Below are 21,138 nucleotides of genomic sequence, written 5' to 3'. Positions count from 1 at the left end.
AACAGAACATTTTACATTATTCATTCTTTGCTTCATTTCTACGTTCAGCGATTAATTTATCTACTAAACTTTCTTCCGGTGAAAAATATTTGTTAATGATATTACAGGCTTTTTTAAATGCAAGTTTTAATAGTAAAGTTGATACTTTATTGCTCATAACTATCCCAGCGTTTAATTAAATTAGTTTCGATATCGAAAAAATCTAAAACTCTAGTAATAGAATGATTCACTATATCATCTATACTTACAGGGTTATTATAAAAAGCCGGCACGGGCGGCGATATAATGCCGCCGTAACTCGCTACTTTTAACATATTTTCTAAATGTCCGATATGCAAAGGAGTTTCACGGGTCATTAAAATAAGTTTCCTTCTGTCTTTAAGTACAACACCTGCCGCTCTACTAATTAAATTATCTTCCATTGAGTGAGCAAGACTTGCTAAGGTCTTCATACTACAAGGGGCTATTATCATGCCTGAAGTTTTAAAAGAGCCGCTTGAAATAGTAGCACCTAAATCTTTATCGTCATAATAATAATTAGCCAGTAGTTTAACTTTATCTATAGAATACTTAGTTTCGAGCTTTATAGTAAGAGCTGCTCCCTCTGAAATAACCAAATGAGTTTCGATATTTTGTTGCTTTAGTATTTCAAGCAAACGAATACCGTATATTGCTCCTGAAGCTCCAGAAATTGCTATAACAATTTTTGTTTCTTTATTCATCTAGGTTTCTATAATTTATCAGTTTAGTATATAATAAAAAAAAAATTATAAAATACATTATATATGCGAATAGCAAAAATATTATTACCGGTAGCAAAATTATTTCCGCTAGATTATTTAATACCTGAAGATTTAGAGCTAAACATAGGTGATCTTGTTGTAGTGCCTTTTAGAAATAAGGAATTAACCGGCATAGTATGGGAGCTTGTTTCAAATTCCGAGGCAAAAAAAATAAAAACTATTAGAGTGAAAGTACCGTTAAACTTAAATATTACTTCAGAAGTTTTAGAATTAATTAAATGGATGAGTAGCTACTATATGTCAGAGCTTGGGAGCATAGCCAAGTTAGTATTACCTATGGATATTGCTGAAAAACCGATTAAAGTTAAGGAGCAGAAAGTCAATAATAACTTTGTGCTACCTGATTTGTCAGAAGAGCAGAAACAAGCAGTAACAATTTTAAATGAAAGTAATAAGCCAACACTTGTTAAAGGTATTACGGGATCAGGTAAAACAGAAATATATTTTCATCTAATAGCAGATTACTTAGCAAAAGGCAAACAAGTGCTTGTTATGTTGCCTGAAATTGCTTTAAGTACACAAATTATTAATCGTTTTATAGAGCGATTCGGTTTTGAGCCTATCATATGGAACTCAAGCGTTACCAAAGCGCACAAGAAAATGATTTTAAGAGGTATATTAAGCGATAAAGTTAAAGTAGTAATTGGGGCTAGAAGTAGTTTGTTTTTACCTTTTAAAAATCTCGGTTTAATAGTTATAGATGAGGAACATGACGATTCCTATAAACAAGATGACGGTATATTATATAATGCTAGGGATACGGCTATCGTAAGAGGTACATTTGATAAAGCACAAATTGTTTTGTGTTCGGCAACACCGTCTATTGAAACGATACATAATATAGAAATTGGTAAATATCAATTGGTTACATTGGTTAATAGATACAAAAATGTCGATTTGCCAAATATAGAAATAATCGACATGACTAAAGAAAAGCTATCTAAGAATTCCTATTTATCCAAGCTTCTTATAGAAGCTATCAAAGGTAATTTAGATAATAAAAAGCAAGTCTTATTATTTCTTAATAGGCGTGGTTATGCTCCGCTCATGCTATGCAAAGCTTGCGGTCACAGATTGACCTGTAAATTCTGCTCTTCTTGGATGGTAGTACATAAAGCGACTAAAAAACTTGAATGTCACCATTGCGGTTATCAAAGTAAAATTTTTAGTTCTTGTCCTGAATGTCTAGAGGATGAAACATTAACTATCTGTGGTCCAGGTATAGAGAGAATAGAGGAAGAAGCAAAAGCACTTTTTCCTGAGAGTAAAATTGCGGTGATAAGTAAAGATCATGCTAAAAGCCCGGAAAAAATAGCACAGCTTCTACATCAAATGGAAAATTTAGAAATTGATATTTTAATAGGCACACAAATAATAACAAAAGGTTATCACTTTCCGAATCTTACTTTAGTTGGAGTAATAGATGCCGATCTTGGAAGCAATAATGCCGATCTTAGAGCATCTGAGCGAACTTTTCAGCTACTACATCAGGTAGGTGGTAGAGCGGGTAGAGGAGATAGTAAAGGTGTAGTATATTTACAAAGCTATTATCCTGATAATACAATTTTTAGTTATGTTAAAGCCGGTGATGAAGATAGTTTTTTTGCAAATGAACTTGAAATAAGAAAATCAGCAGATATGCCGCCATTTTCCAAAACAGCATCGGTAATTTTGTCAGGTTCCAGTGAGGCTAAAATTCTAGAAATTGCTAGGGATATGGTCCGAATTGCACCAAAAGCAAACGTGAAAATTTTAGGACCGGCAAGCTCATTAATGTCAAAGCTCGCTGGTAAATATCGTTACCGAATACTTATTATAGCCGATAAGAAATTTAATTTGCAGAAATATTTAAAATTTTGGCTAAGCCTTATAAAAATTCCTTCTTTTTGCCATCTAAAAATAGATATCGATCCTAAAAGTTTTTATTAGCTTCTATATCTTTCTCCTTGATTCTTCGACGGTGGAACATTAGATGAATGAGGAGAAGGATTGGTAAGAGATTTTTGTATTTCTGCTATAGCTTTTTTAGTATTTTGAGTAGAATTTTTATAGCATCTTTATAAAAAGCAGCTTTAGCTTTATCTCCAGTAAAAGAATATTTTATAAAATTACCAATATTTTTCCAAATAGGATTATTATCCATTTTTGTAGTTTCTTCACACCATTTACCTACCTCTTGCAGTTTTGCTTCAACTTGAGCTATAGCAGCTGGATTATGTTTATTATCATCATAAATCTGAATAATATTATTTACTTTTTCTTTAAATTCAATGTGTTTTCTACTTTGTTTCAAATGAGCTATTATAATCATCATTGTTTACTAATTCTCTCAGATTATCAATTATATCAGATAGTGTAGGTGGTTCAGGTAATTTATAATGTTGATTGATTTTTTCAAATTTATCTTTGTGTGGATGATTCTTGATTAGATCATCTTCTATAAAAGAAACAAACTCTTTTTGAGGTACTCCTACTTGTTTTATTAGCCGTCCTAATGATTGTTCATAAGCTTTAATAGTTAACATCAAGACGCTTCCCTGCCATAGAACCGCTTAATGCTATATAGTGGCTAAATTCCGGAATCAAAGCATCTTTAGTATCAATATTATGATCTTTAAAAAATTGCTCTATTTTCTCTTTTACGGTTAAATTGGATTGTTTTTTAGGTGTTGTTTCCGGTACTTTTGTTTGTTCCGGAGCCGGTTTTGAAAAAATAATAGGCTTTTGGGTTTCAACTTGCGGAGATGGGGTGTCAACAAATATATCAAGTGCTTGGGAATGTGTAGTTAAGTCAGTCTGTTTTTTATGTGCTTCGTTCCATGCCTTTATTTGCTCAGAAGTGGGTTTTGGAGGAACAGCCGGTTTTGTATTTTTTGGTGGGTTATTTGACATATTTTTTGATTTTTTTCCCACTCTTGTATTCTATCTTTGACTGATTTTGGAATATTATCTTGTGCCATATTAAGCTCCTATGTTTATTTACATAATTAAACAGCTTGCTTAAATTTTTTATAAATTGCAAGCAAAATTTCTTTTTGTAATGCAATATTTTTACTATAAGATAGTTAGGTTATATATTTTATATATTAGAATCCAAGTTATTAACTAAAATGAGATATGAATTTTATGTACCCCCATATTAGACTTAGAAGAAATAGAAAAGCTTTTTGGCTTAGAGAGTTAATATCCGAAAGTAATTTATCGGTTAGTGATTTAGTGTTGCCTTTATTTGTTGTTGAAGGACATAATGAAAGGCAAGAAATTAAAACTATGCCTGGTATATATCGTTTATCGATTGATCAAATAGTAGAAACGGCAAAAGAAGCAGCAGAGCTGGGTATTAATGTTATTGCATTATTTCCGAGTATTGATCAAAGTCTAAAAAGTGAAAATGCCGATGAGGCTTATAATTTAGATAATTTAATATGTAGAACTATTAGAAGCATCAAAAACGCTAATATCGATATTGGTATAATATGCGATGTAGCACTTGATCCTTATACTACACATGGTCATGATGGTATTGTGCATCATGGGGAAGTTGATAATGATAGATCAGTAAGAGCTTTGTGTAATCAGGCATTAGTGCTAGCAAAAGCTGGAGTAGATATTGTTGCACCTTCCGATATGATGGATGGAAGAATCAGGGCTATACGGGAATATCTTGACAAAGAGGGATTTATAAATGTTGGAATTCTTGCTTATGCCGCTAAATATGCTTCAAGTTTTTACGGTCCGTTTCGCGATGCTGTTAAGAGTAATAAAAAGAATTATTTAGATAAATCAAGCTATCAAATGGATGTACGTAATATTAAGGAAGCAATACTTGAGATTGAGCATGATATAGCAGAGGGAGCCGATATGGTAATGGTGAAGCCTGGTATGCCGTTTTTGGATGTTATTCGTGAAGCGGCAAATAATTTCAATGCTAAAATTTTTGCATATCAGGTTAGTGGAGAATATGCAATGTTAAAATTTGCAGCAGAAGCAGGGGCAATGGATTGGGGGAGAGCTTTGATGGAGTCATTAATTAGTTTTAAACGTGCCGGTGCCACAGGTATATTTACCTATGCAGCTCTTGAAGTAGCTGAAATATTAAAGAACAATAAAATTAAGTAGAAAACGGCTTCTGATATAAAATAAATAATATGTTTTATAATTATATCAAAATTATCAATGTGGTGTAAATCATTATAAAGAGGCGAAGATGACGCAAAATAAGCAATCAGTATTTAAAGGTTGGAATTTTTTAAAGCCTAAAGAAGGCGGAGCTAATGAGGTAGGAGAGCATGGCGGAGTATATCAAAGCTTAGACGGTAAAATTACGGCGATGATAAAAAAAGAGGCTTCAAGCTCAAAAAATATAGCCGAGTTTTTAGGATCTCAAATTTTTGAAGCTATAAGTCCTGGAAATGGAGCAAAGGTTAATTTAATTGCTCCTGATGATTTTAATAAATCTAAAGCTGTTGATTTGCAAATATATGTCAAATCTGAATTTTTTGAGAATTATAGTAGTGATATGTATGTGGACATGGATAAACATATGTCTGCTAAAACTAAACCGAGTTCTTGGTTTAGAAAGGATGGCGGTAGACCACTTTTTATGGGGACTAGAAATAAGTTATTTAGAACCTTAGAAAATGCTTTTAAGGAAATTAAGTATCAGAACTTTGAAAACATTATGCCGGCAAGTTTATTGATCGGCGATTTTGATATACATGTTGGAAATATAGGAGTTATCAGAGATCAAAAAAATCCAAAAACTTTACCTAAATTAGTAAGAATTGATTTTGCTGGTAGTTTTGATAATTTAACAAATAATATATATCCGCATTCAAGAGCCAAACATTTGCCTGGATTCGGTCCCACTAACCATTTTAGAGAATTTCCTTCTAATTTAAGAACAAAAAATCCTAATTTTGCCGATAGCTTACTTGCAGTTTCTAAAATTGATTTAAGCAAAACTATTGATAAAAGTTTTGATGCATTAACTAAATATTATAGTAATGAAGCAATTGCAGAATTTGCAAAACAAGCGATGCCACAGCAATTTAATAATAAACAATCTAAAGAAATAACGCCTGAAGAAATTAAGGCTAGTTTAATAGATACAATGAAAAAAAGGCAAGAATCCTTAAAGGAATACGGCTTAGAAATTAAAGTAAATAGTTTAATTTCTAAAAAATATAGTTTTCCTTATTACGAAGTGAAAGAGCAAGGATTAAAAACATTAATGAAAGAGTATCCTGATTATTTTGCGAAAATTCTTAATTATGAAGAAAGAAAAAAAGGAGGACAAAAACTTAAATTAAGAAATAAAATTACTACTAATTTTGCAAGAATTTTAGAAATACTTGGTATTAGAGATAGTGCGAAAAAACATTTAATAAAGACAATAAAAAGTTTAAATGAAGATATTAAAGATGAAAGAAATTTAGCTGGTTCTTCTGATAAAATAAAGAAAGAACCAAAACAAAAATTGGTAAAGACAAATATATATGCAAACAGAGAATATGTAGATGCTCTAGAAAAATTTAAGAAAGAAGTTGGAACGGATGATATTGTTAGTGTTACTCCAAGTCAATTAGGTCTAGCTAAGAAAGCTAAACAAAAAGACCAAGATGTATTAAAATTAGATGAAGAAAATCTAAAACATATAAAGAATCTAAAAGAAAAGATTATGAAGCCTACTCAAACTACTGTAGTTAGTGTTGTTAATAAAAAGTCTACACCGGCTAAAACGAGATAATAAATGAACCAAGCAACAAGAAGCCTACAACTAAGTAATTAATCAGTAAAAGCCCATATTGCATCGGCAGCTTAATTATCTCAATCTTTTTAGAAAAATACATGGCTTTTACTACTTTAAGATAATAAAACGCAGCAACTACGCTGGTAAAAATACCACAATAAGCTAATGCGAATTCTTCTTGATTAATTGCTTGGTAAAAAAGGTAATATTTACCGAAAAATCCTGTAAGAGGAGGGATTCCAATCATTGAAAACATAACTATGCTAATTACGGCAGCTATAGTTTTATGATACTCTGCAATTCCTTGTATAGTTTTAAAACTAGCTTTATCGACGTCTTTACCGAGCAGTATAATTAAGCAAGTAAAAAATCCTATACTCCCTACCGCATATATTAGAATATATAGCAGAGCTGCTTTATATCCTTCTTGATTATGCAGAAGAACGCCGATTAATACATAACCGATATTTAAAATAGTACTATAAGCCATTAATCTTTTTAGAGAAGTTTGACGAATGGCTCCAAAAGCTCCAAACAGCATAGATAATATAGCAATTATCTTTATTAAATTATAATTAATAGGATAGTAATTACCTATAATTAATTTGCTGATATTTAATAAAACAATAACCATACCTATTTTTGAGGCAGCGTTGAAATAAGTAACCGAAGTAATCGGTGATCCTTCATATACGTCAGGGACCCAAAAATGGAGTGGAACACTTGAGAGTTTAAAGAAAATACTACTTAAAAATAGTATAATACCGATTATTAAACCAAGATTCATTCCGGAATTATCATTTAGTTTATATAAGATATCCTCAAATTGTAGGCTTCCGCCGAATCCGTATATAAAAGAAATACCGAATAATGATAAACAACTAACTAAACTACCTAAGATAAAATATTTTAAAGCACCTTCCGATGATTTCATATCATTTAATTTGAATCCTGCAAGTGCATATGAAGTTAAAGCAGTAAGCTCCATACCGCAGAATAATAATAGAAAATTCCGTGATGAAATTGCAACAAAAATACCTACAACCGATAATAACATTAAAGTAATAAATTCAAACTTTAATTCATCAGCAACAAGAATAGAGTAATCACGGTATATAATCATGGAGATAATAGTGAATAGTAGCACTATGCTTTTACTAATACCGATATTTATTCCGGTAGCAAATGAGTACCATACTCCTTCATAACTTGAGTATTTAAAGGTAAGAAAAATTGATAATATGCATAGTAAAATAATGATATTAGAAATAATTCTATTTTTATTTGGGATCATTACGGCAAAAAACTGCCCTAAAAGTGCTATTAAAGTCAAAGTTATTTCAGGAAGTAGCAGTAGCATATAAAACTAATATTATTTATAGAAATATAAATATTAGTAAATAAATCATTTTTTATCAACAAACTTATATATAATATTGCACTTTAATACTACCTCTAATTAAAATTATTTTCTTCGTAAAATTATATTATACAAAAAAAAGCCTAAACATGATGAGATTGTACGTAGTGCATTTGAAAACCCTATAGTTGCTAAAGCCCTCTACAGCTTAGTTCTAATAATCCTTCTTTGTTCTTATTCTTTAGCAGGCTTCGTATCTTGTGCAAATATATTATTACCGGCTATTAAAATTCCTATGGTTAATATTTCATAACTATAAGTGCTAATTTTGTTGAGTGTATAATGTCTTATACATTAATAATTAATAGTTGCAATAAATAAAAAAATAAATTATTTTGGTTAATCAATTTTAAATTGCTTAAATAAAATTAAATTCTTAAACTCACACCTATAATTGTTTTAATCTAATTAGGTTTTCTAATAAAAATATACTTTCTACCATTAAGTAAAAATATGAAGCCTTCTACTTCAAAAGCATTAACAGACAAGTTAAGAACCTTATATAGTTCTCACGATACTTTACCAAAGCTAATAGAAGATACGAAAAAAAAGCTCAGTCTTTAGATGAATATTAAGTAAAATTACAGTTAAAGCCATAGATACGGAAAGATAAGAGAGTTGTTTAATAAAAATTATCAAGTTCAAGAAGAAAAAATTGATAATATAGTTAAGTCATAAATGAAGAACATAAGTTTGAGATACTTCACAGAAATCTACCTAATAAAAGTGAATCAGAAATAAAAAATATAATTGAGCAAGTAAACAGAATAAAAGCAGATGTCGGTAAAGTACTGTTACTCGGTAGTGCAGGAATAGGTAAAACCACGTTAATGCATTATATATCTTATAAATGGGGAAAAGGGGAGTTATGGAGTGATAAGTTTGATTATGTTTTTAGAGTTAAGAATTATTAAATGAAAGTTAGAAAGACGGTTATAGTGGGTATTTTGATATTAATAATTTATCTATAAAGATAAGATGTTGTTATTACTTGACGGGTATGACGAAGTAGCACATCTAAATACTCAAGATGTAAAAAGTTAATAGATAAAATATTAGAATATCAAAACGTAATAATGAGTTCTAGACCTAATGTGGTTGTAGAAGAAATGCGTAAAACAGGTTTGCGCGGAAAGTAGACAATACAGGACAGGCTGGGATAGTGAGGGAATAGAGCAATATGTACATAAAAATTTTGAGTATGATAAAGAGCTAGGAGTGCAATTAAAAAGCTTTTTGGATACTCATAGCCAAATAAAAGAAATATGTGAAGTTCCTATCAATACTGCATTAATATGTTTGGTTTGGAGTGATCAAGATATAAGGGATCAGTTTCACAAAAACAGCGATGAAGATTTGAATATAAGTCGTTTATATAGTGAAGTAATAAACTGGCTTAATAATAGGCATATAGAAAAAAACAAAATATAAAAATAAAACTGAAGCTAATGATATAGATGAAGTTATAGAACAAGGATGATTAAAAAGCAAAGGAAGTAATTATCAATTTATTCACTTAACTATTCAAGAATTTTTAGCCGCATGTTATTTAAAAAATCAGTTAACAGATAATAAGATGCAAAAATAAGGTTGAAAACCAGTAATTTTAAATTACTAGATGCCGGGGCAAATAAAAGATTAGATGCCTATGAAATTAAGATAAATAGCCACAATAAAACACTATAGTGGAACAATACAAAAAGCAGAAATCTTTAGAGAAATTGAAAGTTTAGTACAAGAAAGCCCATTATTATACGATTACTGTAATGCATTTTATTGGAATATAAAAATATCATAAATGCTTGCTGTATTGCTGAAACTAAAATATTTAAAAATAATATTAATGAGCAAGAGGGTATAATAAAAATATTAGTAAAAGGTATAGATTTAATAACGCAAAGTTTCTTAATAGATATATTAACAGATGTGGCTTGCAGTATAGTAGCAGCAAGGTATGAGAGAAAGCATGGAAATAAAGTAATTAGTATAAACGATATTATTCGCAATAAAATTGGAATAGAAGATTTAGACGATAACTTAAAGAAAATAGTTATTATTAAAACACAAGAACGTAGAAACGAAATAATAAATCTCTCAAAAACACCTATATCAAATTCTGATTCTACTAGATTTCGAGCTAATATAAAAGAATTAGGTAATGTAGTTAAAGAATTTAGGCTTTCTAAAGCTATAGAAAGACCTGATCAGGATAATATAGCTGTGCAACTAGCTTTAAAGGACTCTATTTTATTTATTGAATCTTTATATACAAACCGTGATGATATATTGAATGAAAAAAACGATTTTTACGTGCAGGATGAAAAGGGTGAAAATAGTAATATTGTCTAATGTTAATCTCTTCTGACATCTAATAAATGTAAAATCAGATAAGCAGCAATTGCCACTCTCCTAAGAATCATGTATGCTGGTTTTCCTGCACACAGCTCAAACCTTAATGCACATGTGATGAGTTTCGTTTGAGTCGGCTTACGCTTTTCAAAATATTTCTTATATGCCGGATCATATATTGTAGTATCCATTTTAACTTTCACATGTCTTACAATCGGTAAATATTTCATTTTGAGTCTCTTTATTCATACTCTTAGGTTCATTTAGTGACATAGATGGTTGCCTAGCGGAAACAACTCTTTGATACAACCTCGTTGTCACAAACTATTCTATTAAAAGGTTCTTGCACGATAAACTCAAAAACATGATCTCTAATACGTCCGATTGTATACCATACAAATTCTGGAATCTTCTTAAAACCGTCATATCCAAGCAAAGTAAAAATAGGATTAGTAATTAACTTATTATCATATATAACATAAGCTCTTTCGCTATAGTATATTTACCCGTCCTGGGCTTTCCTATTAAATAGATAATATTTTTAGAGGCAATTTCTATAGCCCCTAACTTTGAGCTATCGAACCAAGTATTATAGAAGTTTCTACAAGATTCAAAAACATCATATTGTCCACTCTGTAATCTTACAAAATCTTCCGTTAAGAAGAGGTGGTCAGTTCTAGTTTTTAATCTTTTTAATCGTTCTTCAACCGGACAAAAGATTCCTTAAAAAGGTTATTTTGTAACCATGTAGATATTTAAGATAAAATTTAGCAAGTTCTTGAGCATCCAGACCATCTAGTACCGTATCGATTACAATATTAAAATTTTTATCTAATAATGCTTTTGCGGTTGTAAGCAATATCAACGCAACAATTTTTCTTCTTGCTAACCTATTATTATTAAAACGACCTTTTAGTCTATCATCATTGTTTTCAGTGCCGGCTTCATTTTCTGCAAACTTAAATTCTGTAGGAAAAATCGTACTATAAAATGCTTCGACTTTATCAATTTGTAAATGAATAAATTTATTATTAGATTGCCTACAAATTTCTTTGGCTATTGTTGTTTTACCTGCACAAGAAGGACGGACCGTTGATTATTATAACTTGATTCATATTGAACTAATCTCAATTATGATATAATAAGTCGTTCCACAAGTAATTTTTAGAAAAAATATATTTATGTATAAACTTATTAAAGTAGTTTATTTACTTTTAAATCTTTCTTCAAGTTCCTTATCTAAAAGCCAAATATGTTCTTTTCAAGTATTTCATAACGTAATTGTTCTTTTTCTTTATCTATAATATGCTTTGATTTAACATGATCTTTAATGAAAATTGAATCACGATAACTATTAAATATTTTCATAAAATCATTTAAAATTTTAACTTCACTATATATTATGCACTTAAGTAATAACTCCATTAGGCTTATGCGTTGCACACATTATAGCGAGTGGAAAGAATACCATCGCATACGAACTGAACAAATCTTTGATACTATAAACGTAAAATATGATTCTAACCATCCAACTATAATGGCAGAGAATCATTATCATTTTGTGTTATATAAAAGAGTTAAAATCGTTGCAACTGCTCATATAGAATTTTTCAATGAAAATGAATTGGCACTAAGGTCACTTGCAGTAGATAGGCCTTATCAAAACCAGGGATTTGGTAAATATACAATGAAGCTTGCGGTTTTAAACCATTATTTTTAAAGCCACAAAACTATGAATTTAATATGGTGTTATGGTTAAGAATCTAGAATCTAACAATCCTCTACAAAATTTAATTCTGCTTGAGCAAGACGCACGGGGGCGGGGGCTATGGTTTTGATTGGCCGGATCATGAGATGATTTTAGAGCAGGCAATAGATGAATGTAGAGAGATAAAAGAAGCTATTGACGATGCCGAACCACCGGAAAGAATACAAGCAGAAATAGGGGATTTGCTCCATACGGCGATTTTGTTGTGTATTTTTTCAGGGTTGGATGTTGAGACAACGCTTAGCAAGACAAATGAAAAATTTGAGAAACGTATGAGAACAATAAAAATGCTTACCAAAAAGCATAACCTGCCAAATCTGCAAGGACAATCCGTAGAATTGATGCTGAAGCTTTGGAAAGAAGCAAAAGAGATAACTAAAAATGTTAAACCCTAAAAGCATTCTTAAATTAATAATCTTTCTTAGTATATTTTTACTTACTTTATACGGAGTAAATTTTGCTTTGCATTGGCATAATTCCGATGTAAATAATGAAGTAGCTGATGATATAGGAATTTGTTTATATAAAAATGCTCATAAAAGCCTACAGGTTAATTCTATGGGAATAGCATTTAATATTTCCTATACCCCAAATGCTGAAAAAGACTGTTTTAATCCATCTTTCCCTATTATTCATACTAAAACAGATGCAAAACATAATACTTGGTTTCACATAGTTCGCACTGATTTGCTCGGATAAGGAATTACAAGAGTTTATAGACGGTGATATAAAACTCAATTACTCATTTTACACTTTAGAACAAGATTTTTATGATGCTCCTTTATGGTACTACACACTTTTCTCTAAACCTTTATCTTACTGGATCGGTTACGTTTATGCCATTAAAATTGATCATGAGCGTAAAACAATAAAAGTTATAGACGGTATCAAATGGGGGTTTAAGCTCTCGTATTTTCCCATTAAGCCGAGCATGATTTTACCATCGCCGCTTAGTTTAGAAGACTGGCAAGAGGATTGGAATATTTTTACAGAAGAATTAAAAGGATATACAACGAATTAAACTATCACTCAAATATGATCTTTTTAAGATTTTTAAGAAATTTATTATTTACTCAAGTGGCATAATACGCTCAAAATATTCATCCCTTATTCCTAAAAACAAATCAAAAAAAGTAGAGCTAACTGCACTTTGTACATGGCAATACTCTATTTTAGAATTTTTTATTGTCCACTTCTCCTCAAGTGTTTTACTTACTTTTTTATGTATATTATTTATAATTATACTAACGATGTTATCTGCACATCATCTTTCAATGAGATATAATATATTCATATTTAGCAATTTGATGCCATATATCACTGACTTCTTTTTTCCATGATGAAGACCATTCACCTTTAACTATATTTCGCACAGAATTTAAATATTCTTTTTTTCGTATCTTCTATTAGCTTTGGTAAAGTATCGTGAGAACTATATAAGGTTCTTAACTTGTCTGTTAATGCTTTTTCTTGATTGAATTTGAAGGCATCAAGACTGCTTGTTAAAGGATTAATTAATACAAAATCTCTACGACCTAGATGTCCTACAATATGATCATTTAAATCTTCGTCCGGTGCTAAACTCGGTACAGAATATCCTTTTAAATATGGCTTTACAAATTCAAGGTCTTCAGAAGCAGCATGTTCTACTACACTTAATAAATATAAAGCATCTTTTAGAGTTAATTCTTCAATTGGTGGAGCTTTTTTTATACAAAAATGTATCTATTAAAATACGTCTTTTTGCTTCTTTTTCAGTTTGTTTTTGCTGTTTTATAGATTTCTCTTACAATTATCACATGAACAACTAGAGTTATTGTTATGATTACATATAGGACCCAATAGAGCAAAACTCGTTTCTCCATAAACATAGCTATAATAATTTCTACTCTTTAGCTTAATAACTCAATTTGTATCTCGGTAGTATTTACAGAATAATTTATGATGCGTAACAAGCGGCAATAAACTAACTAAACTATTGGGAAGATACATTAACATTAAATTCTTCTAATAAATTAGCTATTTTCTCATAGTTATAATAACGTTTTATTAAATCTTTGATTTGTTCTTCTGTTAAATGTGATAAATCTTTATGCGCCATAACTTAATATAAATTAATTGATTCTTAGGTATATAATTGTAACTTATAAAATTGCAGTTGTAATAAAAAAACAATATAAATATACAACTATTTTTATTATAAAAGTAAAAATAGAAATTAAAAGACTATCAATATGAGGTAATTAGTAAACGATAAGCTTTGTAAAAAGCTTTTAGACTTTATAAATGTAATAACAAATGCATATGAAACTTTTAAATACTCGACAGTGGAAACCTTGATTACTATTTGGCTTTCCGGTTCGATAAACTACAAAAATTGGCTAACTGTCCAGACTAGAGCATGGTAAGTTAGTATTACAGAAAAAAGATATTTTTGTTTAGGTAAAGTTGATGGTAATATTTTAACAGTCCGTTTTACATTCCGAGATAATCATATAAGAATTTTTAGAGCAGGATACTGGTGCAAAGGTAAGAGAATATGAGCAAGAGAATAAAATACACTGATGGGGAAATAGGGGAAGTAAAAATAGTAAAAGATTTCTTGCCGCACCCTAGAGAACTTTTATTAAAAGATGATTCAGTAAAAGTAACCATTTCTTTAAGTAAAGAGAGCGTAGAACTTTTTAAATCAGAAGCAGCAACTGCACATGTTCCTTTACTAGATAAATATACTAAGTATTATAAAGAAAATAAACGAGCATAACATACTCTTCTGCTTTTAAGAATTGCTCTTTGTTATTTGCATGAATTTACGTACTCACTTATTAAGTATAAACTGTACACACTCACCATTTGATAACAAATTCAATTCTTGAAATCATACGAGTATACCATAAACTGAGCTGGCGGAGAGAGGGGGATTCGAACCCCCGACACGTTGCCGTGAACACGCTTTCCAGGCGTGCGCCTTAAACCACTCGGCCATCTCTCCCAAATTTTTAGCATTGCTTGTATGGCTTCCTCCTATGTCATTCTCACAAGGTATTGATGTTGTTGCATAGAGTAAAAAGCCTACTCGATATCATCCCAGTGGGAAGCGAGGATCCCAAAAAATAAACCTATAAAAACAAGTTTTTTATAGGTTTTACTGGATTCCCGGTTTCTCGCAGGAATGACATAAAACAATCTATGCCACAAAGCCCTTAGTCGCTTGCAATGACGACTCGGGTATCCATACGACAAAGCTAAGACTTATTCTGAGAAAAAATATTATTAGCTTCTTCTAGCTCATTTTTAGTATTAACACCAACAATTAAATCATGATCAGTAGATAATAAATATGAAACTTTTTCACCGTGATTTTTACATATTTTTACTATTTCAGTTAAATAAACTTCCTTATGACCGTTAGTATTAGTAGCAAATAAAGGTAAGTATTTATTTAAAATTTCGCTACTGAAAGCCATAATACCTGAATTACAAAGCTTTATGTTTTTCTCTTCTGCGCTTGCATTTTTATGTTCGATTATCTCTAAAAATTCACCATTTTTATCAGTAGCTATTCTCCCATATTGAACCGGATTTGCTCTCTCAAAGCTTAAAGTCACTAATGCAGAATTAGTAAGGCTTAAATAAGCTATTAATTCATGCATAAGTTTTGGAGTAATAAGAGGATGATCAGCGTATAAAACTAATATTGTTTTATTTTTATTAATTAAATCTATTGCTGCATAAGTAGCATGAGCTGTGCCTTTAGGTTCTTCTTGCAGTACAAAGCGACACATATTTGCATAGGGCGTTAAATGTTTTTTAAGTTCTTCTGAATACACTATAATTACATCATTTGTAACGTTAAGCGAATTCTTTAATACCGTTTCAAGCATTGGAACTCCACCGACTTTATGCATTACTTTCGGTAAATCGGACTCCATTCTAGTACCTTTACCGGCTGCTAAAATAATTATTTGATAATTTGCATCGTTATAAGTCATGGTTCTCCTTGTATTATTTCGTAAACATCATCAGATAACTCATAATTCCCAAAAACTCTTTGCACATCATCGCTTTCTTCTAAAACTTCCACAAGCTTTAGTAATTTTTCGGCTTTTTCCTTATCATCTATAATTATTGTATTTAATGGGATCCAGCCTATATACGAATCTTCAGGTATGCCGTATTTGCCAGTTAAAAATGCTAGAACTTTAGAGAAATTTTCAATATCCGTATAGATTGTATGGGTGGTATCATCGGATATAATATCATGCCCCCCGGCTTCTATGACTGCCTCTAAAACATCTTCATTAGATGCTATATTTATTGGATACTGAATAACTCCGCAATGGTTGAATAAATAATTGACACTACCGGTTTCGCCTAAACTCCCACCATATTTAGTAAAACTAGAGCGTACTTCTGCAGCAGTGCGGTTTTTATTATCGGTTAAAACTTCAACTATTATAGCAATACCATTCGGTGCATAACCTTCATATCTAATTTCCGTATAATTTTCGTTATTAGAAGAATCATTAGCACTATTAATAGCTTTATCTATTCTTTCTTTAGGGAGATTTTGACTACGTGCAGCGGTTAAAGCATTTCTAAGACGTGGATTATTTTCAGGGTTATTAGAAGAACCGGTTTTAGCTGCAGTAACTATTTCACGAATTAATTTAGTGAAAACTTTTGCTCTTTTTTTATCTTGAGCCCCTTTACGATGCTGAATATTTTTGAACTTTGAATGACCGGCCATATTTATTTCTTTTCTTTCAAAAGTAGTATTATATACTCTGAAGTAAAATGAAAAGTAATATACGAAGATCAACTGGAAAAAGAGCAAGAAGTCTGCAAACCGAGGAGCGGAGCATATAATAAACACTCAGCATCCGAGGACTTATAAAGACGACGTAGCTAATTTTTCAAGTTCATCGAGTATATTTTTTTTCTCCAAAAACGATTAATTAACCTTGTTTTGCTTTAAATCTTTTATTCTTTTTATTTATTACAAAAATTTTGCCTCTTCTTTTAACGATCTGACAATCTTTATCACGTTTTTTTAACGATTTTAATGAGCTAACAACTTTCATAAAATATACTTTTACATTTAATTTGGATTGATAATAAACATTTTTATTTAATCAGTCAATTAGGTTCTGTACTCTTGTAATAGAATAATCATAATTATGGCCATTTTTAGTTGCAAATTATAAGATTTTTTTGAAATATGAATAACTATTTCTGCAAAAATCTTATTAATTTTTGCTAAAAAATATCTCAAAATTATAATCATTAATCAAAAGTGTACAGGACCTAACAATTTAAAGTATTTAAAAAATACCATACTCAAGAAACTATAAATGAAATCAAGCACAATGGAAGAGAATGGAGTTTAAACAAACCATATTATGATGAATTTCTTGTTGAATTACCGAAATTAGTTCAAAAATTTGACCTATCTGAAATCATTACAAAAGTAGATTATAGATTATCCAGGTAAACATATATCCATATTTAATGCAGTAGGGGAGCTAGCATCATATGCTCAACTTGCTAAATGGGCTGAGAATGCTATTAAAGATGAGCAGCAAGGTGAAAATGAAAAAGCTAATAATCAATGGAAAGCTATAAAAGCAGTATTAGAGCATGCTAAAACATCAGGTATAGATTATTGTAGTTTAATAAGAGGCTGGGAAAATAATAAAGGGGCAGCACAAGGCGATCAGATACTGAAACTTCTTTTAAACAAAGTGAAACAAAATATTGACTTAAGTATAGATGAACTGAAGATAGCTAAAATCATAATAGACGAAGCAGATAAAGGAGAATACGGCTTATACGCTATTCCAAATAATTATAAAAATAATGAAAATGCAAAACATGCAGCTAACGAACATAAAAAATGGTATGAAAGCGTAATTAAAGATGATGATTTTTCAATGTTAAGCTTTAAGCTATAGTGTGGATACAAGCTCTATATTGCAAGCAAAAGATCTAATTGATCTATCTGAGGATGATTCTACTATATCTCCAGAAATGTCAAAGGAACAAAATAATCTTAACGATCAACAACTTGCAGCTTTGGTTCATCAAGCAACTGCTCACGCTAACAGAGAGGAAATACCACATATACAATCTTCTACTAGTTCTAATAGAGGAGAGAGCGGTACAGAAGGTACTATTTTAGGTATGCAAGCTAAGGATTTAGTAACATTAATTTAATGCCGGAGTTCAAGTTTTAGATGGGACTACTAATCCTCAAGATACTCAAGGTAGCACTGCTGAAGACTTTGTAACACAAGTAAGTAATCTTTTGCAAGCGACAGGAGGCGATATTAATAATTTGTTGGATATGGTACCCGATATATTAGGTAATCCTCAAAACACTAATGATGCTGCTTGGGATTGATATTAAATCCTTACCTCTTAAATTCTATAACTTCCCTTGCTTCATAAGATAAGTTATGGTAGGCTAGTTTATCTTATTGTAACTCAAGTTATTTTAGCGTTGTCGGTATGGTTTGGGAATTATGCCAAAATTGTTATTGCGAGCGACTACAAGGAGCGTGGCAATCCAGCAAAACAATAAAAAAATTCTGTAAATCAGAATTTTTTACTGGACTGCTTCGTCAATTACTCTGTAATTTTCCTCTCGATGACGTTAAAACCATACTACTCCTATTATTATCCTTTATCCTCTTCTCTAAGCCGGCTATTGCCGATCCTGAAATAGCTGAATCCTTTAAATGTTCAAAACTTTTTCCTTACTTTGAAAAAAAATTTAATATCCCATCTAATACGTTACATTCAATAGCTTTAAAAGAATCGGGAAAAAAACATACAACCCGTAAAATTAGAGTAGTATGGCCTTGGACAGTAAATGTTGAAGGAAAAGGCTATTATTTTAACACAAAAAGAGAAGCCGTAAGGTTTGTTAGAGTAGAGCTTATAAAAGGGCGAGAGAGTATTGATGTCGGATGCATGCAGATTAACTTAAGGCATCATTTAGGGGCTTTTAATTCTCTTGAACAGGCATTTGATCCAAATAATAACATTCGTTACGGTGCAGAATTTTTGCGTTCAAAATATGATCAGCTAGGGAGCTGGCACAAGGCGATAGCTCATTATCATTCGGCTACACATTCTTTAGGGTTTAAATATAAACAAGATGTAGTTAAAATAGCAAGTAATATGGCTCTTTATAAAGCATCCTTACATAGTTATCTAAATAATAATGAAGGGGCTTTAGAAGATACAATTCCAGTAAATAATAACAAAGTTCAAAAAAAATCACTTTTTAGTGGTAATAAAAGATACAGAAGTAGTATTATGATACAGGTTCCTGCTAAAATTAATTAATTCTATGAATATTAAATTAATTACATGTTTTTTAATATTAGTAAGTGCGGTAAAAGTAAATGCCGATTTTAACAATATTCAAGATAATTTTGAATATCAGGAAGAGCAATTAATAATAGAATTACCTTGGAGCGATTGTACCGAAATTCATAAATTATTAGAGGAAAAATTATCTTTTTCAGAACAACAAATAAAAAAAGAAAATAAAATTCGTGAGAAATATAAACAATTTTATTTAAAACATAATAATCCTACTAATTTTTCTATGCAATTTCTTGAGAAAAAATCTGAGACTAATGGAGTAGAAACTTTAATATCAGGTTTTTTAAAATTTTGTGAAGATAATTTTCAAACTAGTAAAAGTAAATCTAATTCCCTAAATTATTATATTAAAAAACAACAAGACCAATGGTTTAATGATATAAGAAATGAGAATTACAAAATATATTATAGAAAAAAATACGAAGATAATATCTTTAGAAATAATTAATTAAGGCAACTATATATCTTGTATAACCTAAATTGTTTCGATAATTTTATATAAAATTGTGTTAGTATAGTTAAGTGTTAGATTTTAAAAGTGTTGTTGATTTATTCGAAACATTACCTACTGAACAAAAGTGCATAATTATTTTACTGATATACGTTGGGCTAACGGAGCTTATTGTCCGTATTGCGGCAACCAAAAGATTTTTCATTATGTGGATGGAACGAATCACAAATGTTAGGCATGTAAAAAGCGTTTTAGTATCAAAGTTGGCACAATTTTTGAAAATAGTCAGATTTCTTTAAAGAAATGGTTTACAGCAGTTTTGCAAGTTACTACGCAAAAAAAAGTTTATCATCGTTACAGCTTTCAAGAGATATTAATGTTACCCAAACAACTGCATGGTTTATGTTTCATAGGATTAGAGAAGTGACTAAACTAGAAAGTTTTAGTATTCCTTTAAAAAGCACTGTAGAAATAGATGAGACGTGTATTGGTGGTAAAGACAAGAACAAACATCAAAATAAAAAAACTAAAAGTACACAAGGTTGCAGCACAAAGACAAAAACCGTTGTAATCGGCATGATAGAGAGAAACGGTAACGCTAAGGCTCAAGTTATAACAAAGGTTAATTCAAAGACCATAGAAAAAATTGCAATAAATAATATTCTAATAGGGTCAACTATTTTATCTGATAAATGGGGAGCTTACAAGGTATTAGAAAAGTTATATAATCATGAATATATAAATCACGACTTAGGTAAATATATAAGAGAGTCTGTGTCCACAAACACGATAGAAAGCTTTTGGGCGTTGTTTAAGCGTGGTATAATCGGACTCTCTTGTTCTATTAGAAAAAAACACATAGAGAGATATTTAAACGAGTTTGTATTTAGGTGCAACCATAAAAACTATAATGTAAGCAATATGTTTAATGCTATACTTTTAAATACAGGTAATTATTTTTTTTATAAAGCCTTGGTAGGTCGGTATGAAACTCAAAGTAGTTAAAAACGGAGAATTATCTTTTAACGAGGTTTTAGCAATGATAGGTCAAGCTCCGTTAAAAATTAATTCTCCAGAGATTGCAGAAGACAAAATCCCTAAACCGTTTATAAAATGGGCAGGGGAAAAAGAAGCCTTATCAAAGAGTTGTGCTTACGCTTACCTGCTAGTACAATAATCATTATGAGCCTTTAGGAGGAG

General features: G+C 30.6%; 31 protein-coding genes and 1 tRNA gene. 17 read left to right on the top strand and 15 right to left on the bottom strand.

The features are described from left to right. Positions 1 to 16: 16 nt before the first annotated feature. The gene (locus RAF_RS09395; RefSeq protein ID WP_014273580.1) at positions 17 to 157 is read right to left on the bottom strand and encodes a hypothetical protein; all 141 of its coding nucleotides are present in this window, start codon (positions 155 to 157) and stop codon (positions 17 to 19) included. Next, positions 147 to 722, bottom strand: coding sequence for a UbiX family flavin prenyltransferase (locus RAF_RS04095; protein ID WP_012719814.1), 576 nt, complete (start codon positions 720 to 722; stop codon positions 147 to 149). Before RAF_RS04095 ends, RAF_RS09395 begins: the two co-directional genes overlap by 11 nt. 63 nt (positions 723 to 785) lie before the next feature. Here RAF_RS04095 and RAF_RS04090 point away from each other — a divergent pair, with 63 nt between their 5' ends. Beyond that, complete coding sequence (locus RAF_RS04090) at positions 786 to 2,732, top strand: primosomal protein N' (RefSeq protein ID WP_012719813.1); 1,947 nt, start codon at positions 786 to 788, stop codon at positions 2,730 to 2,732. An 85-nt stretch (positions 2,733 to 2,817) separates the two neighbouring features. On the opposite strand, the gene RAF_RS09390 is transcribed toward RAF_RS04090, so the two are convergent. The 3 genes from RAF_RS09390 to RAF_RS09380 are packed head-to-tail and all read right to left on the bottom strand — an operon-like array spanning position 2,818 to position 3,695. Continuing rightward, a complete protein-coding gene (locus tag RAF_RS09390) occupies positions 2,818 to 3,096 on the bottom strand; it encodes a hypothetical protein (protein ID WP_041472029.1) in 279 nt (92 codons plus the stop codon). Beyond that, positions 3,083 to 3,328 carry a hypothetical protein gene (locus RAF_RS09385; RefSeq protein ID WP_041471887.1) on the bottom strand — a complete coding sequence of 82 codons (246 nt, stop codon included), beginning with the start codon at positions 3,326 to 3,328 and terminating at the stop codon, positions 3,083 to 3,085. Before RAF_RS09385 ends, RAF_RS09390 begins: the two co-directional genes overlap by 14 nt. Next, positions 3,315 to 3,695 carry a hypothetical protein gene (locus tag RAF_RS09380; protein WP_200858166.1) on the bottom strand — a complete coding sequence of 127 codons (381 nt, stop codon included), beginning with the start codon at positions 3,693 to 3,695 and terminating at the stop codon, positions 3,315 to 3,317. The genes RAF_RS09385 and RAF_RS09380 overlap by 14 nt, the downstream gene beginning before the upstream one ends. Before the next feature lie 234 nt (positions 3,696 to 3,929). Between RAF_RS09380 and hemB the strand changes: the two genes are divergently transcribed. Both hemB and RAF_RS04065 read left to right on the top strand, forming a co-directional pair. Beyond that, complete coding sequence (gene hemB / locus RAF_RS04070) at positions 3,930 to 4,922, top strand: porphobilinogen synthase (RefSeq protein ID WP_041472028.1); 993 nt, start codon at positions 3,930 to 3,932, stop codon at positions 4,920 to 4,922. Positions 4,923 to 5,010: 88 nt separating this feature from the next. Beyond that, the gene (locus RAF_RS04065) at positions 5,011 to 6,552 is read left to right on the top strand and encodes a hypothetical protein (RefSeq protein ID WP_012719811.1); all 1,542 of its coding nucleotides are present in this window, start codon (positions 5,011 to 5,013) and stop codon (positions 6,550 to 6,552) included. Here the strand turns inward: RAF_RS04065 and nuoN are convergent. Then, positions 6,539 to 7,915 (bottom strand): NADH-quinone oxidoreductase subunit NuoN, encoded by a 1,377-nt coding sequence (gene nuoN / locus RAF_RS04060; protein WP_012719810.1) that lies wholly within the window; start codon positions 7,913 to 7,915, stop codon positions 6,539 to 6,541. The two genes, RAF_RS04065 and nuoN, sit on opposite strands and share 14 nt — an antisense overlap. A gap of 890 nt (positions 7,916 to 8,805) precedes the next feature. Here nuoN and RAF_RS10775 point away from each other — a divergent pair. From RAF_RS10775 to RAF_RS04045, 3 genes are all read left to right on the top strand, one after another. Beyond that, entirely contained in the window at positions 8,806 to 8,889 is an 84-nt protein-coding gene (locus RAF_RS10775; protein ID WP_410524341.1) for an NTPase, read from the top strand. Positions 8,890 to 9,211: 322 nt separating this feature from the next. After that, on the top strand, positions 9,212 to 9,406 hold the full coding sequence (locus RAF_RS09370) for an N-acetylglucosamine kinase (protein ID WP_233417435.1): 195 nt from the start codon (positions 9,212 to 9,214) through the stop codon (positions 9,404 to 9,406). A gap of 345 nt (positions 9,407 to 9,751) precedes the next feature. Continuing rightward, positions 9,752 to 10,324 carry a hypothetical protein gene (locus tag RAF_RS04045; RefSeq protein WP_012719809.1) on the top strand — a complete coding sequence of 191 codons (573 nt, stop codon included), beginning with the start codon at positions 9,752 to 9,754 and terminating at the stop codon, positions 10,322 to 10,324. Positions 10,325 to 10,326: 2 nt separating this feature from the next. On the opposite strand, the gene RAF_RS04040 is transcribed toward RAF_RS04045, so the two are convergent. The 3 genes from RAF_RS04040 to RAF_RS10405 form a co-directional block, all read right to left on the bottom strand. Continuing rightward, a complete protein-coding gene (locus RAF_RS04040) occupies positions 10,327 to 10,554 on the bottom strand; it encodes a hypothetical protein (RefSeq protein ID WP_041471885.1) in 228 nt (75 codons plus the stop codon). 473 nt (positions 10,555 to 11,027) lie between these two features. Next, positions 11,028 to 11,183 (bottom strand): hypothetical protein, encoded by a 156-nt coding sequence (locus RAF_RS09115; protein WP_162465576.1) that lies wholly within the window; start codon positions 11,181 to 11,183, stop codon positions 11,028 to 11,030. A 380-nt stretch (positions 11,184 to 11,563) separates the two neighbouring features. Continuing rightward, positions 11,564 to 11,692 (bottom strand): hypothetical protein, encoded by a 129-nt coding sequence (locus RAF_RS10405; protein WP_267878479.1) that lies wholly within the window; start codon positions 11,690 to 11,692, stop codon positions 11,564 to 11,566. A gap of 64 nt (positions 11,693 to 11,756) precedes the next feature. On the opposite strand from RAF_RS10405, the gene RAF_RS04030 reads away from it, so the two are divergent. The 3 genes from RAF_RS04030 to RAF_RS04020 all read left to right on the top strand — a co-directional run bounded on the left by RAF_RS04030 (position 11,757) and on the right by RAF_RS04020 (position 12,791). Beyond that, positions 11,757 to 12,044, top strand: coding sequence for a GNAT family N-acetyltransferase (locus RAF_RS04030; RefSeq protein ID WP_041471884.1), 288 nt, complete (start codon positions 11,757 to 11,759; stop codon positions 12,042 to 12,044). A gap of 134 nt (positions 12,045 to 12,178) precedes the next feature. Next, positions 12,179 to 12,487, top strand: coding sequence for a MazG nucleotide pyrophosphohydrolase domain-containing protein (locus RAF_RS04025; RefSeq protein WP_041472026.1), 309 nt, complete (start codon positions 12,179 to 12,181; stop codon positions 12,485 to 12,487). Then, positions 12,474 to 12,791: a hypothetical protein gene (locus tag RAF_RS04020; RefSeq protein ID WP_012719805.1), complete on the top strand. Its 318-nt coding sequence runs from the start codon at positions 12,474 to 12,476 to the stop codon at positions 12,789 to 12,791. Before RAF_RS04025 ends, RAF_RS04020 begins: the two co-directional genes overlap by 14 nt. A gap of 370 nt (positions 12,792 to 13,161) precedes the next feature. On the opposite strand, the gene RAF_RS10605 is transcribed toward RAF_RS04020, so the two are convergent. Then, the gene (locus RAF_RS10605; RefSeq protein ID WP_083762146.1) at positions 13,162 to 13,344 is read right to left on the bottom strand and encodes a hypothetical protein; all 183 of its coding nucleotides are present in this window, start codon (positions 13,342 to 13,344) and stop codon (positions 13,162 to 13,164) included. Positions 13,345 to 14,067: 723 nt separating this feature from the next. Then, positions 14,068 to 14,193: a hypothetical protein gene (locus RAF_RS10400; RefSeq protein WP_268738925.1), complete on the bottom strand. Its 126-nt coding sequence runs from the start codon at positions 14,191 to 14,193 to the stop codon at positions 14,068 to 14,070. A 438-nt stretch (positions 14,194 to 14,631) separates the two neighbouring features. On the opposite strand from RAF_RS10400, the gene RAF_RS09895 reads away from it, so the two are divergent. Next, positions 14,632 to 14,856: a hypothetical protein gene (locus RAF_RS09895; RefSeq protein WP_004998215.1), complete on the top strand. Its 225-nt coding sequence runs from the start codon at positions 14,632 to 14,634 to the stop codon at positions 14,854 to 14,856. A 140-nt stretch (positions 14,857 to 14,996) separates the two neighbouring features. Here the strand turns inward: RAF_RS09895 and RAF_RS04005 are convergent. The 4 genes from RAF_RS04005 to ykgO all read right to left on the bottom strand — a co-directional run bounded on the left by RAF_RS04005 (position 14,997) and on the right by ykgO (position 17,176). Beyond that, positions 14,997 to 15,084 (bottom strand) — tRNA-Ser (locus tag RAF_RS04005). A 253-nt stretch (positions 15,085 to 15,337) separates the two neighbouring features. Continuing rightward, a complete protein-coding gene (locus RAF_RS04000) occupies positions 15,338 to 16,084 on the bottom strand; it encodes a sugar phosphate nucleotidyltransferase (protein ID WP_004998219.1) in 747 nt (248 codons plus the stop codon). Beyond that, the gene (locus RAF_RS03995) at positions 16,081 to 16,842 is read right to left on the bottom strand and encodes a YebC/PmpR family DNA-binding transcriptional regulator (RefSeq protein WP_012719804.1); all 762 of its coding nucleotides are present in this window, start codon (positions 16,840 to 16,842) and stop codon (positions 16,081 to 16,083) included. The genes RAF_RS04000 and RAF_RS03995 overlap by 4 nt, the downstream gene beginning before the upstream one ends. Positions 16,843 to 17,050: 208 nt before the next feature. Then, positions 17,051 to 17,176 carry a type B 50S ribosomal protein L36 gene (ykgO, locus tag RAF_RS03990; RefSeq protein ID WP_004998227.1) on the bottom strand — a complete coding sequence of 42 codons (126 nt, stop codon included), beginning with the start codon at positions 17,174 to 17,176 and terminating at the stop codon, positions 17,051 to 17,053. A 660-nt stretch (positions 17,177 to 17,836) separates the two neighbouring features. Here ykgO and RAF_RS03985 point away from each other — a divergent pair. The 7 genes from RAF_RS03985 to RAF_RS03960 all read left to right on the top strand — a co-directional run bounded on the left by RAF_RS03985 (position 17,837) and on the right by RAF_RS03960 (position 21,115). Continuing rightward, positions 17,837 to 18,046, top strand: a complete 210-nt coding sequence (locus RAF_RS03985; RefSeq protein WP_004998229.1) for a hypothetical protein — start codon at positions 17,837 to 17,839, stop codon at positions 18,044 to 18,046. A 1-nt stretch (position 18,047) separates the two neighbouring features. Further along, entirely contained in the window at positions 18,048 to 18,308 is a 261-nt protein-coding gene (locus tag RAF_RS03980; RefSeq protein ID WP_012719803.1) for a hypothetical protein, read from the top strand. Positions 18,309 to 18,602: 294 nt separating this feature from the next. Next, positions 18,603 to 19,445 carry a lytic transglycosylase domain-containing protein gene (locus tag RAF_RS03975; RefSeq protein ID WP_012719802.1) on the top strand — a complete coding sequence of 281 codons (843 nt, stop codon included), beginning with the start codon at positions 18,603 to 18,605 and terminating at the stop codon, positions 19,443 to 19,445. Between the two features lie 4 nt (positions 19,446 to 19,449). Continuing rightward, on the top strand, positions 19,450 to 19,935 hold the full coding sequence (locus RAF_RS03970) for a DUF2532 domain-containing protein (RefSeq protein ID WP_012719801.1): 486 nt from the start codon (positions 19,450 to 19,452) through the stop codon (positions 19,933 to 19,935). A 130-nt stretch (positions 19,936 to 20,065) separates the two neighbouring features. After that, positions 20,066 to 20,173: a transposase gene (locus RAF_RS10770; RefSeq protein ID WP_146709197.1), complete on the top strand. Its 108-nt coding sequence runs from the start codon at positions 20,066 to 20,068 to the stop codon at positions 20,171 to 20,173. A gap of 68 nt (positions 20,174 to 20,241) precedes the next feature. Further along, positions 20,242 to 20,943, top strand: a complete 702-nt coding sequence (locus RAF_RS03965) for an IS1595 family transposase (RefSeq protein WP_012719800.1) — start codon at positions 20,242 to 20,244, stop codon at positions 20,941 to 20,943. Next, positions 20,924 to 21,115 carry a hypothetical protein gene (locus RAF_RS03960; protein WP_148206967.1) on the top strand — a complete coding sequence of 64 codons (192 nt, stop codon included), beginning with the start codon at positions 20,924 to 20,926 and terminating at the stop codon, positions 21,113 to 21,115. The genes RAF_RS03965 and RAF_RS03960 overlap by 20 nt, the downstream gene beginning before the upstream one ends. Positions 21,116 to 21,138 lie beyond the last annotated feature (23 nt).

Source organism: Rickettsia africae ESF-5 (genome assembly GCF_000023005.1).
GTDB classification, from domain to species: domain Bacteria; phylum Pseudomonadota; class Alphaproteobacteria; order Rickettsiales; family Rickettsiaceae; genus Rickettsia; species Rickettsia rickettsii.
The sequence above is the reverse complement of the archived record's forward strand: the minus strand, read 5'-3'. Positions and strand labels throughout refer to the sequence as shown.

Excerpts from the sequence above, each read along its gene's own strand:
- RAF_RS09395 (WP_014273580.1), bottom strand. The coding sequence starts at position 157 with ATGAGCAATAAAGTATCAACTTTACTATTAAAACTTGCATTTAAAAAA.
- RAF_RS04095 (WP_012719814.1), bottom strand. The coding sequence starts at position 722 with ATGAATAAAGAAACAAAAATTGTTATAGCAATTTCTGGAGCTTCAGGA.
- RAF_RS04090 (WP_012719813.1), top strand. The coding sequence starts at position 786 with ATGCGAATAGCAAAAATATTATTACCGGTAGCAAAATTATTTCCGCTA.
- RAF_RS09385 (WP_041471887.1), bottom strand. The coding sequence starts at position 3,328 with ATGTTAACTATTAAAGCTTATGAACAATCATTAGGACGGCTAATAAAA.
- RAF_RS09380 (WP_200858166.1), bottom strand. The coding sequence starts at position 3,695 with ATGTCAAATAACCCACCAAAAAATACAAAACCGGCTGTTCCTCCAAAA.
- hemB (WP_041472028.1), top strand. The coding sequence starts at position 3,930 with ATGTACCCCCATATTAGACTTAGAAGAAATAGAAAAGCTTTTTGGCTT.
- RAF_RS04065 (WP_012719811.1), top strand. The coding sequence starts at position 5,011 with ATGACGCAAAATAAGCAATCAGTATTTAAAGGTTGGAATTTTTTAAAG.
- nuoN (WP_012719810.1), bottom strand. The coding sequence starts at position 7,915 with ATGCTACTGCTACTTCCTGAAATAACTTTGACTTTAATAGCACTTTTA.
- RAF_RS10775 (WP_410524341.1), top strand. The coding sequence starts at position 8,806 with ATGCATTATATATCTTATAAATGGGGAAAAGGGGAGTTATGGAGTGAT.
- RAF_RS04040 (WP_041471885.1), bottom strand. The coding sequence starts at position 10,554 with ATGAAATATTTACCGATTGTAAGACATGTGAAAGTTAAAATGGATACT.
- RAF_RS10405 (WP_267878479.1), bottom strand. The coding sequence starts at position 11,692 with ATGAAAATATTTAATAGTTATCGTGATTCAATTTTCATTAAAGATCAT.
- RAF_RS04030 (WP_041471884.1), top strand. The coding sequence starts at position 11,757 with ATGCGTTGCACACATTATAGCGAGTGGAAAGAATACCATCGCATACGA.
- RAF_RS04025 (WP_041472026.1), top strand. The coding sequence starts at position 12,179 with ATGATTTTAGAGCAGGCAATAGATGAATGTAGAGAGATAAAAGAAGCT.
- RAF_RS04020 (WP_012719805.1), top strand. The coding sequence starts at position 12,474 with ATGTTAAACCCTAAAAGCATTCTTAAATTAATAATCTTTCTTAGTATA.
- RAF_RS10400 (WP_268738925.1), bottom strand. The coding sequence starts at position 14,193 with ATGGCGCATAAAGATTTATCACATTTAACAGAAGAACAAATCAAAGAT.
- RAF_RS09895 (WP_004998215.1), top strand. The coding sequence starts at position 14,632 with ATGAGCAAGAGAATAAAATACACTGATGGGGAAATAGGGGAAGTAAAA.
- RAF_RS04000 (WP_004998219.1), bottom strand. The coding sequence starts at position 16,084 with ATGACTTATAACGATGCAAATTATCAAATAATTATTTTAGCAGCCGGT.
- RAF_RS03995 (WP_012719804.1), bottom strand. The coding sequence starts at position 16,842 with ATGGCCGGTCATTCAAAGTTCAAAAATATTCAGCATCGTAAAGGGGCT.
- ykgO (WP_004998227.1), bottom strand. The coding sequence starts at position 17,176 with ATGAAAGTTGTTAGCTCATTAAAATCGTTAAAAAAACGTGATAAAGAT.
- RAF_RS03975 (WP_012719802.1), top strand. The coding sequence starts at position 18,603 with ATGGTTTGGGAATTATGCCAAAATTGTTATTGCGAGCGACTACAAGGA.
- RAF_RS03970 (WP_012719801.1), top strand. The coding sequence starts at position 19,450 with ATGAATATTAAATTAATTACATGTTTTTTAATATTAGTAAGTGCGGTA.
- RAF_RS03965 (WP_012719800.1), top strand. The coding sequence starts at position 20,242 with ATGGTTTACAGCAGTTTTGCAAGTTACTACGCAAAAAAAAGTTTATCA.
- RAF_RS03960 (WP_148206967.1), top strand. The coding sequence starts at position 20,924 with ATGAAACTCAAAGTAGTTAAAAACGGAGAATTATCTTTTAACGAGGTT.